At 69.3% G+C, this 12,694-nt stretch carries 15 protein-coding genes; 4 read left to right on the top strand and 11 right to left on the bottom strand.

Annotation, left to right across the window (positions count from 1 at the left end):
• The first annotated feature begins 47 nt into the window (after window positions 1–47).
• Both ABZU74_RS11615 and ABZU74_RS11620 read left to right on the top strand, forming a co-directional pair.
• A complete protein-coding gene (locus ABZU74_RS11615) occupies window positions 48–1,181 on the top strand; it encodes a sensor histidine kinase (RefSeq protein ID WP_355421473.1) in 1,134 nt (377 codons plus the stop codon).
• Window positions 1,178–1,840, top strand: coding sequence for a response regulator transcription factor (locus ABZU74_RS11620; RefSeq protein ID WP_355421476.1), 663 nt, complete (start codon window positions 1,178–1,180; stop codon window positions 1,838–1,840). Before ABZU74_RS11615 ends, ABZU74_RS11620 begins: the two co-directional genes overlap by 4 nt.
• Window positions 1,841–1,850: 10 nt before the next feature.
• On the opposite strand, the gene ABZU74_RS11625 is transcribed toward ABZU74_RS11620, so the two are convergent.
• The 3 genes from ABZU74_RS11625 to ABZU74_RS11635 form a co-directional block, all read right to left on the bottom strand.
• Window positions 1,851–2,168, bottom strand: coding sequence for a DUF6223 family protein (locus ABZU74_RS11625; RefSeq protein WP_355421479.1), 318 nt, complete (start codon window positions 2,166–2,168; stop codon window positions 1,851–1,853).
• Between the two features lie 276 nt (window positions 2,169–2,444).
• Window positions 2,445–2,933 (bottom strand): nitroreductase/quinone reductase family protein, encoded by a 489-nt coding sequence (locus ABZU74_RS11630; RefSeq protein ID WP_355421482.1) that lies wholly within the window; start codon window positions 2,931–2,933, stop codon window positions 2,445–2,447.
• Window positions 2,934–3,116: 183 nt separating this feature from the next.
• Window positions 3,117–3,881 carry a hypothetical protein gene (locus ABZU74_RS11635; protein WP_355421486.1) on the bottom strand — a complete coding sequence of 255 codons (765 nt, stop codon included), beginning with the start codon at window positions 3,879–3,881 and terminating at the stop codon, window positions 3,117–3,119.
• Between the two features lie 343 nt (window positions 3,882–4,224).
• Between ABZU74_RS11635 and argS the strand changes: the two genes are divergently transcribed.
• The gene (argS, locus tag ABZU74_RS11640; RefSeq protein ID WP_355421489.1) at window positions 4,225–5,943 is read left to right on the top strand and encodes an arginine--tRNA ligase; all 1,719 of its coding nucleotides are present in this window, start codon (window positions 4,225–4,227) and stop codon (window positions 5,941–5,943) included.
• Between the two features lie 21 nt (window positions 5,944–5,964).
• On the opposite strand, the gene ABZU74_RS11645 is transcribed toward argS, so the two are convergent.
• From ABZU74_RS11645 to ABZU74_RS11680, 8 genes are all read right to left on the bottom strand, one after another.
• Window positions 5,965–6,306, bottom strand: coding sequence for a metalloregulator ArsR/SmtB family transcription factor (locus ABZU74_RS11645; RefSeq protein WP_030333934.1), 342 nt, complete (start codon window positions 6,304–6,306; stop codon window positions 5,965–5,967).
• A gap of 199 nt (window positions 6,307–6,505) precedes the next feature.
• Window positions 6,506–7,699: an endo-1,4-beta-xylanase gene (locus ABZU74_RS11650; RefSeq protein WP_355421492.1), complete on the bottom strand. Its 1,194-nt coding sequence runs from the start codon at window positions 7,697–7,699 to the stop codon at window positions 6,506–6,508.
• A 428-nt stretch (window positions 7,700–8,127) separates the two neighbouring features.
• Window positions 8,128–8,589: a hypothetical protein gene (locus ABZU74_RS11655; protein WP_355421495.1), complete on the bottom strand. Its 462-nt coding sequence runs from the start codon at window positions 8,587–8,589 to the stop codon at window positions 8,128–8,130.
• A gap of 18 nt (window positions 8,590–8,607) precedes the next feature.
• The gene (locus ABZU74_RS11660; RefSeq protein ID WP_355421498.1) at window positions 8,608–9,219 is read right to left on the bottom strand and encodes a hypothetical protein; all 612 of its coding nucleotides are present in this window, start codon (window positions 9,217–9,219) and stop codon (window positions 8,608–8,610) included.
• 9 nt (window positions 9,220–9,228) lie between these two features.
• On the bottom strand, window positions 9,229–9,930 hold the full coding sequence (locus ABZU74_RS11665) for a hypothetical protein (RefSeq protein WP_355421501.1): 702 nt from the start codon (window positions 9,928–9,930) through the stop codon (window positions 9,229–9,231).
• A gap of 10 nt (window positions 9,931–9,940) precedes the next feature.
• Entirely contained in the window at window positions 9,941–10,264 is a 324-nt protein-coding gene (locus tag ABZU74_RS11670) for a hypothetical protein (RefSeq protein WP_355421504.1), read from the bottom strand.
• Window positions 10,265–10,567: 303 nt separating this feature from the next.
• On the bottom strand, window positions 10,568–11,389 hold the full coding sequence (locus tag ABZU74_RS11675) for a PIG-L family deacetylase (protein ID WP_355421507.1): 822 nt from the start codon (window positions 11,387–11,389) through the stop codon (window positions 10,568–10,570).
• 23 nt (window positions 11,390–11,412) lie between these two features.
• On the bottom strand, window positions 11,413–11,592 hold the full coding sequence (locus ABZU74_RS11680) for a hypothetical protein (protein WP_355421510.1): 180 nt from the start codon (window positions 11,590–11,592) through the stop codon (window positions 11,413–11,415).
• Window positions 11,593–11,788: 196 nt separating this feature from the next.
• On the opposite strand from ABZU74_RS11680, the gene ABZU74_RS11685 reads away from it, so the two are divergent.
• Window positions 11,789–12,694: an alpha/beta hydrolase gene (locus tag ABZU74_RS11685; RefSeq protein ID WP_355421513.1), complete on the top strand. Its 906-nt coding sequence runs from the start codon at window positions 11,789–11,791 to the stop codon at window positions 12,692–12,694.

The raw sequence follows: 12,694 nt of genomic DNA on the forward strand, positions 1-12,694 counted from the left end.
CAGTCGGACCTTCTCCCGCTCCACCCCGGGAGGCTAGGCTTCGGCGCATGTCAGGGTGGCGGGGCCGAACGGCGGACGTGGCCCTGGTGCCCGCCGTGGGTCTGGTCGCCGTCACCGGCCTGGTGGTGCAGTCGCGCGGCGTCGACACCGCAGCCGAGTGGGCGGCGCTGCTGGTGGTGCTGCTCTCCTCCGCTGCGCTGTACCTCCGCCGGCGTCACCCGGTGCCGGTGGGCGTCGTGGCGTTGGCTGCCATCGGCGCGTACGGGGCGTTGCTGCACCGGCCCGGCCCGATCATGTTGGTGTTCGTCGTGGCGCTCTACACGGTCGTCGACGAGGGGTATCTCGCGGTCGCCGTCGGGCTCGGTCTCGCCTCGGTGCTCGCCTTCGCCGTGGCGGACAGTTACGACCGGTCCCCGAACACCATGAACGGGGCAACGTTGCTGCACGCCGGTTGGCTGGTCGCGGTCATCGTCGGTGTGACCCGCAACCGCCGCGCCTACCTCGCCGAGGCACAGGCCCGAGCGGTCGTCGCCGAGCAGCGGGTGGAGGAGGAGGCCCGGCGACGGGCCACCGAGGAGCGGCTGCGCATCGCCCGGGAGTTGCACGACGTGCTCGGTCACCACCTGTCGTTGATCAACGTGCAGGCCAGCGCCGCGTTGCACCGACCCGACCCGGTCCGGTCCGAGCAGGCCCTCACGGCGATCAAACAGACCAGCAAGGAGACGTTGAGTGAGTTGCGCGCGACGCTGGGCGCGCTGCGGCAGGCCCCGGCGGTGGCGCCCGCCCCCGGCCTGAACCGCCTCGACGATCTGATCAGGGCGGCCGCTCGGCCGGAGTTGGAGATCCGCACCGAGTTGGCCGAGACGCGCTCGCTACCGCCGGAGGTCGATCTGGCGGTGTATCGGATCGTCCAGGAGGCGCTCACCAACGTGGCGCGGCACGCGAGTGCCACCGCCGCTGTGGTCCGGGTGCGCCCCGATCATGACGACGTGCTCGTGGAGGTCGAGGACGACGGCACCGGCCAGCCGGGTTCGCCGGGCAGCGGGATCCTCGGCATGCGGGAGCGGGCGCGGGCGCTCGGCGGTTCGTTGACCACGGGCGCGCAGCCGGACGGGGGCTTTCGGGTCTGCGCCCGTCTGCCGATGCGGCCCGGCCCGGCGCAGGCGGGGGAGCGGATGTGATCCGGCTGCTACTCGTCGACGACCAGACCCTGGTCCGCGCCGGCTTCCGGTCCATTCTCGACGGCGAGGACGGCCTCGAGGTGGTCGGAGAGGCTGCCGACGGATTCGAGGCGGTGCGGCTGGCCCGGCATCTGCGACCCGACGTCGTGCTCATGGACATCCGGATGCCCGGGCTCGACGGCCTGGCCGCCACGGGTGAGATCGTCGCGAACTCCGATGCTCGCGTCATCATTCTGACCACGTTCGACCTGGACGATTACGTCTACGGCGCGCTGCGCGCCGGTGCCAGCGGCTTCCTGGTCAAGGACACCGAGCCAGCGGAGTTGATCCACGGAGTGCGGGTGGTGGCCCGGGGCGACGCGCTGATCGCGCCGTCGGTCACCCGACGGTTGATCGCCGAGTTCGCGGCCCGGGCCAGGCATCCTGACCCTGGGCCGCGACTGAGCGTGCTCACCGAGCGGGAGCGTGAAGTGCTGACGTTGGTCGCTGCCGGCCTCTCCAACGACGAGATTGCGGCGCGGTTGGTGCTGAGCCCGGCGACTGCCAAGACTCATGTCAGCCGGATCATGACCAAGGCAGGGGCCCGGGACCGAGCCCAGTTGGTGATCCTCGCCTACGAGTCCGGTCTGACCGTGCCGGGTTGGCTCACCCGCTCCTGACCACGACCGGTCAGGCGGTCAGCCGAGCGGTGCGGCGGGCGCGGGCCAGTGCCAGCCCGCCGAGGACCACCCCGACCAGTCCAACCGCAAGGGCCACGAAGGCGCCACCTCGCCCGTTGCCCGTGCCGATGCCACCGTCGGAGGTGACCACCACCAGCCCGCCGAGCGCCATGCCGATCAGCCCCGCCGTCAGTGCCAGGACCCCTCCGATGCTCCCCGAACCGGTGCCGATGCGACCGGCGGGGCGGGCCAGAGCCAGCCCTCCGACGACGGCGCCGACCAGCCCCAGCAGGACGGCCAGAATGGCACCGAGACGCCCGGAGCTCATGGAGAGAGCAGTGGCGGCGGCCGGCTGAGATGAGACGTGCGCGGCTGCCGGCGCGGCTAGCGCGATCCCCCCGAGCGGAGCGGCGGCTACGGCGGTGGCAAGCAGGTGACGGACGGACATCGTGGATCCCCTCGGTCGCATGACGGGTACATGCGGCAGCGTAGGAAGCTGACCACTAGTAAGTCGTCATGCCGGAGTTGCCGATGGGCCTACCACCCGGGATGTACGGGCTCGCGACGTCGTACCGCCGCAGTTGACTCGTGGCCGGGCAGCGCATCACGGCGTTGGAGAGTCACCCTCCGATCTGGGTTCCAGCACCACCACAGTGGTTTCCGACGATCGCCGCGCCGCGTGGGCGTCGAAGTTCTTGTCCGCCTCGCGCCAGCGTGGCCACAGCCGAGACCGCTCGTCGTCGGTGGCCGCGCGGGCGCGGACCAGTCGCCGCCCGTCGGGCAGATCCACTGACGCGTCCGGGCGGGCCTGCAGGTTGAGCCACCAGGCGGGCGCGCCCTCGCCCCACCCGTTCATCGCCACCCCGACCAGGTTCGGGCCGTCCTCGAAGTACGCGATGATGACGCTGCGCTGCTGACCGGTGCGGCGACCGATCGTGGTCAACCGCAGCGTGCCCCAGCGGTTCTCGCGCGGCCGCCACAGCCCGACCCGGCTGCCGGTGACCCGGTACATACCCCGGTGCACCGACCAGGCCAGCCGGATGAACCACCGCGGCGGGAGCCACGGTGCCTTCGTCTCCTGACCGTTCGACATGACGACCTCCTCCACCGACCAACGCTTATGGCCCGGCAGGCCGCCGCACGCAAATCGCGGAGGCCCCACTGTGGACCGAGATCCCCTAGTCTCCGGGCACGAGCGTGGCCCGGGTCCAGGTGTCCATGATCCGACGGAGAACCAGACCGATCGGTGGAAGCCGTTGGTGGCGGCGACTCCGGCTTACCGCTGCCAGGCGTCGATGGCGCGTACGCCGTCGCGCACGACCCGGTCCAGGATGGCCGGGTTGCCGCTGGTGCCCTCCCACCCCTGGTCGTCGAAGACCGTCGCCGTGTTGTCGACCCGGGCCACGGCGATCTGGCTGGACGCGGTGCCGCCGGTGCGTTCGCCGTTCAGGCTCGTCTCGGGCCAGGTCCGGGTCAGCAGCAACGCCTCGCCGCCGACCCCGGTCAGCACCTCGCTCTTGACGGTGACGCGGATTCCGGCCTGGTCGTACGAGGGGCACGCCTGCACCGCGGTGCGGAGCCGGTCCAGGTAGGCGGAGGCCCCGGCGCCGTCGAAGGTGAAGATGGTCTGGTGGATCATCCCCTGCGGCACGTTGCTGGACGGCTCACCGGCCTTCTGGTAGGTGACCGTCATCGCGGCGCTCGCGGTGACCTGCCGGCCGCCGGTGCCGAACTCGTTGCCGCACAGCTTCGGCAGGGCCTCCTCGACCGGCGTCGTCCGTCGGGGAGACTTCCGCAGCTCGGCGGGCAACTCGACGAAGGCCGAGGTCGGGATGGTCACCCGGGTGCTCGCGCTCGGAGATGGTGGGTCCGTCGGGGGCGCTGACGCCGACGGGACCGTCGGTGCGGTGGTCGCCGGGGCCGAGCCGGGCGGATCCTCGGTGGTGGTGCAGGCGGCGGCGAGTGCGATGGCGCCGAGCAGTGGGACCAGCACGAGCGCGCGTCGCGTACGGGCCACTGGCGGTGGTGTGTGTCGGCTCATCATCACCCCTCGTCTGTCCCAGGGCAGTTCCCTGCGCGGTGTCCAACGAAACGACCACGCCTCGGGCATCGACCGGACCACTGGAATCGAGGTGTCGTCGTGTCGGCCGGGCCGCTATGCTGCCCGCATGACCAGCGTGATCGCTCAGTGCACCACCGGACTGTCGTGTGACGTCCAGGTCGGTGCGGGGCGACGCCGGCGATCCGTCGCCCGCCCGCGCTGACCTGTTTCCTGCGACCGGCGGATCGAGCCGCCGGTCGTTCGCTGGTCGTCCTCGGTCCGCCCGTATCTCCCCGTCAACGGCTCGCGTGACAGCGCGGGTCCGAGCGAGATCGGCGTACTCATGGATCTTGAAAAGTTGTTGTCCGACCGGCTGGCACCGGCGTTCGCGGCGGTGGCCGGCGGCCCGGTCGACCCGCTCGTGCGGCGGTCTCCGCGCGCGGACTTCCAGTCCGACGCGGCTCTGGCGCTGGCCCGGCGGCTCGGCCGCCCACCGCGGGACATCGCCGCCGCGGTGCTGGCGCACGCGGTGCTCGACGACGTCGGGGTGTCGGCGGAGGTCTCCGGGCCCGGTTTCCTCAACCTGACGGTTGCCGACCGGGCAGTGGCCGACCTGGTCGCCGGGTTGGCGGGGGACGACCGGCTCGGGGTGCCGCGGACGGCGACGCCGCAGACGGTGGTGGTCGACTATTCGGCCCCCAACGTGGCGAAGGAGATGCACGTCGGACATCTCCGTTCCACGGTCATCGGCGACGCGGCCGTGCGGCTGTTGGAGTGGCTCGGGCACCGGGTGGTGCGGGTCAACCACCTGGGCGACTGGGGGACACCGTTCGGGATGCTGATCGAGCACCTGATCGACCTCGGTGAGGCCGAAGCCGCGCAGAACCTGTCGATGGGGGACCTGGACACCTTTTACCGGGCGGCCCGGGTCAAGTTCGACGCCGACGAGGCGTTCCGGGAACGGTCCCGGCTGCGGGTGGTCGCGTTGCAGGGCGGCGACGAGCGGACCAGGCGGTTGTGGCGGCTGCTGGTCACGCAGTCGGAGCGGTACTTCCTGACCGTGTACGACCTGCTCGACGTGACGTTGTCCGGGGACGACTTCCGGGGCGAGAGCGCCTACAACGAGCTGCTCGCGGGCGTCGTCGACGACCTGGGCCGGCTGGGGCTGCTGCTGCCCAGCGGTGGGGCCGACTGCGTGTTTCCGCCCGGGTTCACCGGCCGGGACGGCGAGCCGTTGCCGCTGATCGTGCGCAAGAGCGACGGTGGGTACGGCTACCCGGCCACCGACCTGGCCGCGCTGCGGCAGCGCGTCGGCGAGCTGGGCGCTACCCGGCTGCTGTACGTCGTGGGCCTACCGCAGCGGCAGCACTTCGCGATGGTGTTCGCCGTCGCCCAGGAGGCCGGTTGGCTCAACCCGCCGGCCCGGGCCGAGCATCTGGGCTTCGGCTCCATCCTCGGCGCCGACGGGCGGATGCTGCGCAGCCGGGCCGGTGGGTCGGTGAAGCTGGTCGGGCTGCTGGAGGAGGCGGTCGCCCGCGCCACCGACCTGGCCCGGAGCAGGAACCCGGAACTGGACGCCGGGACCGCAGAGGAGATCGGTCGCGCGGTGGGCATCGGCGCGATCAAGTACGCCGACCTGTCCGTCGATCGGACCAAGGACTACGTCCTGGACTGGGAGCGGATGCTGGCGCTGGACGGCAACACCGCGCCCTACCTCCAGTACGCGTACGCCCGGATCCGGTCGATGCTGCGGCGGGCCGGGACGACCGTACGGCCGGACGCGCCCATCGTGTTCGCGCAGCCGGCGGAGCGGGCGCTCGCGGTCGAGCTGCTCGGCTTCGCCGCTGTGATCGGCGAGATGGAGCGGAGTCTCGAGTTTCATCAGCTCGCCGGTTACCTGCACCGGCTCGCGACCGCGTTCAACGCGTTCTACGAGCGCTGCCCGGTGTTGCGTGCTCCGGACGAGCTGCGGGAGAGCCGGCTGCTGCTGGCCGAGCTGACCGCCCGGACCCTGCGGCAGGGGCTGCACCTGCTCGGCATCCGCACGCTGGAGCGGATGTGACGAGCCCGCCTCCCGGCCCGGTCAGCGGGCCCTCTTCGTCGCCCGCTTCCGGGGCGGCGTCAACAGGTCGGCGATCTGCGCGATCGCGGCGGGCACCAGGCGGTAATACGCCCAGACTCCGCGCTTGTCGCGTTCGAGCAGCCCGGCCTCGGTGAGGATCCGAAGGTGATGACTCACCGTCGGCTGGGAGAGGTTGAGCGCCGAGGTGAGGTCACTCACGGACGCCTCACCTTCCGGCGCGGACTGGATCAGGCTGAGCAGCCGGAGTCGCGCCGGATCGGCGAAGGCCTTCAGCACCCCCGCTAGCCGCTCGGCATCGGCCCGCTTGATGGGATCGCCGGTGAGCGGCGAGATCGCAGGCATGGCAGTTTTCGCAGTTCCCACGCCTGCCATAGTGACACCAACACCATCAATAAACCGGCAGAACCGGCACCAGTCCTCCGATGGCGTCCGGATGGTGGAACGAAACCGCCGAACGTGAGTGGAACGTCGACGTCCGTGGTGGCACACGGGCCGTGTGGAGCTTCGGGAAGCTCCACACGGCCCTACGCCGAGGTGCGTGTCAGCGGCGCGGTTTGGGTGCGATGCGGGGCAGGACGTAGGGCGGCCCAGCGAAGATCAGATCCGACTTCAACTCCTGGTACGCCCGCTTGGGCTGGTAGTTCTCGTCGTAGATGGTGGCCAGGCCCTCCGGCGGGTCGTCGAACCAGCCCGGCACCCACGAATGGTTGTCACTGAAACCCCACACCGTGTACGACAGGCAGCTCCGCACGGCGAGGCATGCCTTCATCAGCACGCTGAAGTTGGCGGCGGACGCCTGTAGCCGGGGGTTGATCTCCTCCGAGTTGCCCGCCTGGACGCCCTCCGTCAGCTGGCTACGAACGTCGACCTCGGTGAACGCGGTCGCGAGGCCGAGCCCGGCGAACTTCTTCAGCGCGGCGGTCACCTGCAGGGTGTCGAAGTTGCCGTACTGGGTGCCCAGGTGGCCCTGGGAGCCGACGCCGTCGATCGGCACACCCTGGGCGCGCAGGCTCCTGGTCATGTCGTACACGAACTGGGTCTTGTCGTCCGCCGGGTTGCCCGAGCCGAACGCCTCGATGTTGTAGTCGTTGTAGAACAGCAGGGCCTTGGGGTCGGCGGCCCGCGCCCAGCGGAACGCGTCGGCGATGTAGCCGGGCCCGAGGTTCTGCGCCCAGAAGCCCTTGTAGTGCAGTGTCGACGGGGTGTCCCACGGGTCGCTGACCGCCTCGTTGACCACGTCCCACTGCCAGATCTTGCCCTTGTAGCGGTTGACGACTGTGGTGATGTGCTTGCGCAGCAGCTCGCGTAACTCCTGCTTGCTGATGGAGCCGTCGGCGACGCCGCTGGTCAACCAGGCGGGCAGCTGGTTGTGCCAGACCAGCACGTGGCCGCGCACGCTCTGCCGGTTGCGCTTGGCGAACTCGACGAACTGGTCGGCCGGCGCCCAGTTGTAGCTGCCGCGGGTCGGCTCCAGGCTCTCCCACTTCATCACGTTCTCGGCGGTGACCGAGGCGAACTCGGTGGAGGCCAGCTTGCGGTACTGCGGGTCGCTGGCGTCGTTGAGGGCATCCATGTTCACCGCGGTGCCGACGTGCAGGCCGTGGCGCAGGCCGAGGGTGGCGAGGCTCTGCGTCGTGGGGTCGTACGGCCGGCTCGCGGTGGCCGGCACCGTGTTCAGCGTCGCGACGGTTGCGACGGCGACCAGGCCGACGGTCGACCACTGTCTCAGCTTCATCTGCGATCCCTTCGGTTTTCATAGACGAATATCGATCTTGAAGCGCAGGGTGCGGTGCTGACAGGTGGAGCAGGGGGTCGGTGCCGCGCGCCCGAGGTGGGGCTGATCGTGAGCGGTAGTTCCGACCCGCAACCGGAAACTTGCTCGAAACGTTAAGGCGGTCGATGTCGGGACGTCAACAGTCAATACTTCCGGAAATTGGTCGTATGAGCTGCGGAGCCTCAATCGGCTCGCCGTCGAAACTTTCGGATGCCGGCGGCGCGGGACGGGAGCGCGGCGCGGCCCGCGACAGGTTGGACGTGGGGCTGTCACCACAGGGCACCGCAGGGCGCCTGCTGCTGACCGCAGAGCAGCAGGCCGCTATCTCCGGCCCCCGTCAGCCGGCTGCTACCACCTGACGGCAGCCGCCAACCTCACCAGCCACCGGGCTACTGGTCGTACCGACGGGTGACGCCTGCGGTCAACTCCGCGGTGGCGATCATGCGCGCGACCTCGATGGGCGGCGAACGGAACTCACTGGCCACGACCTCGAAGGGGTCGACCACACCGGGTCCGGCCACGGGCCGGTCGACCGCGAGCACGTAACGGAAGCCTCTGGGCGAGTTCGGTGCCTCCCGGACCACCCAACTCGCCGCGTGATTCCTGATCATGAGCTCCGCGAGGAACGACGCGAGGTCGGTGTGCAAGGTGACCCAGTCGTCCTGTGTGAACTCGCTGAGCGGGAGCTCCGACAGATATACCTGCACGTACGGCACCAGCGCGATCGGGTCGCCGGTGAGCACCTGAACGGGAGCGTTCGTCTCCTGGGCGAACTCTTCGAAATTCTGGTGAGAGTCACTCGCCCATGTCGGCAGCTCGTCGTGGGCCTGAGCCATGCCGTTGTTGCTCATTGTGCTCCCGTCATTCACTTAGTGGTATTCGAGGAAAATGATACCAGCCTTGCCTAGATAGTCCCGCAGCTCCTGCGACGGCCCGGCATTGAGGAATGCCCAGCGCGGATCGTAGTTGGGATCCGATCTGCGCAATGCCACATCCTTGTTGATCTGCTCCCTGATATGCGAACTGAGCGGAACCTCGACACGATGTGTCACCTTCTGGTCTGGGGCGACCTCAACCGTTCGGTACTGCTGGTACATCTTTACCTCGACCGCGACCGTGCGCCCGTTCGACTCGACCGGCACGTCCACTTTCCGGCCGCCAACCGCAGTGACCGGGAAATCGGGATCGGAGTTGGTCGGAACCGGGTAATGCGTTTCGGGATTGCCGCCGTACATTTCACGGACGTATTCCTCGGCGCGCTGCCACCGCTTTCTCTTGTCTTTGGTACGTCGAATCTGGTTCAGCGTCCGATTGGTGTTGCCCGGCGGTAGCGCACGCTGTGACGGCGGGCGACCCAAGTTGGCGGCCTGCCCGGCGAGGTCCTGGCCGTGGCTGACGCTCTGAGCGCCGCCGGCGGTGACCCGCCGAGGCGACCCAGGGCTGTCCGCGTCGCCGCGTGGTTTCGGGGGTGGCTTGGCCATCGCCTCGCCCTAACCGTTCAACAGTCGGGTGAGGTTGGTGAGACTCATGATCAATGCGCCGATGAACGTCACGATGCGCCCGGCCCACTTGACCACAGCCGCCACGATCTGTGCCGCAACCACCGGGATCGTGACGACGAAGATCGCCTCGACCGCCCACACGATCACGCGTGCCACCAAATCGGCGATGAGATCGCGCACGATCTCACGGGTGAACGCCACTAGGTCTCCGGCCGCCCGCGTGGCCTCCGCCATCGCGACCGAAACGGTGCTGAGCGCGCCCAACGCGTCGAAGTTGTTGGCCATCAGGCGGTGGTACGCGTCAGCGGCCTGCCCCTGCCAACTCGGCATGTCAGATCCGAGCGCCGTCCGCAGGCTCTCCGCCATCCGGTGCAGCGCGTCGGCCATGTTGCTCCAGGTGGCCGCGTGAGAGGTGACCACGTCGGGCATGCCGGTCAACTCGTCGAGCATCTGCCGCAGCGGCTCGAAGTATTCCATCGCCCAGCCGAGCCCATTGGACAGCAGCGCGCTGAAAGGATCCAGCACGGTGACGGCGACCTCGACGCCGAAACCAGCGCCGGCCAGCAGGTCATCGACCCAGCCTCTGCTCTGGATCGCGTCGACAACCCCCTGGATGCTCTCGCCCATCGACGAGCCTGTCCAGGCCCTCCGGGACGACTCGACGTCGGCGATCAGTGACCCGTCGGTCATCGCTCCTCGCTCACCCTGGCCCCAGCTGATTGCTCAGCGTGCCCATCATGGTGGTGGTGTCACCCTCGACGGCGTCGTAGGCCTCGCCGGTTCGGTACAAGCCGTCGACAACCAGCCAGAGGTTTTCCTCGACATAGGCGATCAGCTCATCCTGGCGGGTGTGCCTGCCTTCCAGAATTCCGGAAATCCACCCGCACAGCAGGCCGTACGCCCTGTCGTCCTGACGGATGTGCGCGCTGGCTGCCTTGATGGCGTCGAACTGCTCCCGCAAGGCCTCGATCTTCCGCGCGTGTGCCCGGATCTCGTCGGTGTCGACCTGCAAACCGTCTGCCATGGACTCACCACCACTGCCGTGGCCGGTCGTCCGGCTCGCTCTGCGGTGAGCCGGCGCGCACGAGTGAATCCAGCAGGTCGCTTGCGTCCATGGCCCTCCTCATTGGACTGCCATCGTTCGAACGACATGGTCCATCGCGCTCGGGAAGGCTACCGCAGCTACACGTCGCCGGGCTTCCTCTGCCCGACACACGGGGCGCCCCTGACACACCGATCAGGGCCGACGTAACCCGCTACTGTCGCCCACAGCGACGCCCCGGACGCAGTCATCAACGCCGGGACGGTCTGCTGGGGCCCAGAACGGTCAGCGCAGGCCAGCGAAGAGATCGTCCTCGGGCGTCGGCGCGCCGGTCCGGTCCCGGACCCGTAGGAAGGTCTCCACGCCCATCAGCTCGGTGAACCGCTCCTGGCCCAGTTGCAGGAAGAAGATGTTCTCGGTCTGGCTGGCGTGGGTGGCCAGCGCGCCGAACTTCTGCGCGCCGTACTTGCTGGTGTCGACCCAGGTGGTGATCTCGTCGTCGGGCAGGCCGAGCTGCGGCTCCGCCGCGTCCGGCTCGGCCCACTCGACGCCGAGCTCCTTCATGATCCGGCCGAACTCCGCGAACGCCGTTTCCGGCACAGTGGTCCAATAGACCTTCGCCGGGACGTCCGTCTGCTCGACGGCGGCCATGGTGATCCGATGTGCCTGGATGTGGTCCGGGTGGCCGTAGAAACCGTTCTCGTCGTACGTGACGATCACGTCCGGCTGGTACTGCCGGATCAGCTCCGCGAGCCGGGCCGCGGCGTCCGCCACCGGCGTCGTCCAGAACGCGCCGGGCAGGTCGTTGGTCGGCCAGCCCATCATTCCGGAGTCGGCGTAGCCGAGGGTCTCCAGGTGGGTGACGTTAAGCGTCGCGCAGCTGGCCTCCAACTCGGCCTGGCGCATCGCCACGACGGCGGCCGGGTCGTGCCCCTCCTCGCCCGGCTTGACCCCACCCGGGCCGTCCCCACATCGCCCGTCGGTGCAGGTCACGAGCACTGTGGTGACCCCCTCGGCGGCATAGCGGGCAAGCACGCCGCCGGTGCTCGTCGCCTCGTCGTCGGGGTGGGCGTGCACCGCCATCAGGGTCAGAGGTCGCTCAGCCATGCCATCACCCTACGGTCATCCGGCTACCACCCCGCGACCTCCACCCGGAACGAGGTGGTCTTCGTCACCCGGACCACCGAATACGACACGATGACGGTCTGCGCCCCATCGGCGGTGGGGTCGTACCCCGAGACCGTGTATCCGCCGTGGCCGTGCGCCAGGACCTCGCCCCGCACCCCGTCGGTGTAGTCGGCAGTGACCACGAGACCAGCTCCCACTCGTCCGGAGGCGCGAGGATGGCTGTCGACCGCTCCTGATTGGGCTCGTCGGAGCTGGCATTTTACCCAGTTCGGGGTCCGTCGAGCGGTCCTTGTGTGAACGGTGCTCAGGCTCCTGGCAGGTCGCTAGATTCGGGCGTGATCAGCACATCCGAGCACGCCCGGACGCAGGGAGACGTCGATGGCAAAGGCCGCTGCCGGGTTCACTGACCTGCGACAGGTCGAGGCCGGAGTCCTGAACGTCGGATACGTGGACGCCGGACCGCCCGACGGGGACGCGGTGATCCTCCTGCACGGGTGGCCCTACGACATCCACAGCTTCGTCGACGTCGTACCGCTGCTCACCGCCGCCGGTCATCGGGTCGTCGTCCCGTACCTGCGGGGCTACGGCACGACCCGGTTCCGTTCCGACGACGCCATCCGCAACGGCGAACCGGCGGCCATGGGGCTCGATCTCATCGCCCTGATGGACGCCCTGAAGATCGACACCGCGAAGCTCGCCGGGTTCGACTGGGGCGCGCGGACCGCCGATGTCGTCGCCGCGCTGTGGCCGGAACGCTGCCGGGGGCTGATCTCGGTGAGCGGTTACCTGATCGACGGGCAGAAGTCGGGCACGGTGCCGTTGCCGCCGAAGGCGGAGTTCGCGTGGTGGTACCAGTACTACTTCGCCACCGAGCGCGGCCGGGAAGGGTACGACAGGAACCGGCGCGACTTCGCCAAGCTGATCTGGCACACCGCGTCGCCCAAGTGGACGTTCGACGACGCGACGTTCGACCGCAGCGCGGCGGCGTTCGACAACCCCGACCACGTCGACATCGTCATCCACAACTACCGCTGGCGGCTGGCCCTCGCGGACGGCGAGCCGCAGTACGACGAGGTCGAGCAGCGCCTGGCCGCGAAGCCGAAGATCACGGTGCCCAGCATCTCCCTGGAGGGGGACGCCAACGGTGCGCCGCACCTGGAGCCCACCGTCTACGGCAAGCAGTTCGCCGGCCCGTACGAGCACCGGACCGTCGGGGGCGGTGTGGGGCACAACCTGCCGCAGGAGGCGCCGCAGGCCTTCGCGGACGCGGTGCTGGAGGTCTGA

The sequence above is a fragment of the Micromonospora sp. NPDC005171 genome, assembly GCF_040608575.1.
Lineage (GTDB): Bacteria > Actinomycetota > Actinomycetes > Mycobacteriales > Micromonosporaceae > Micromonospora.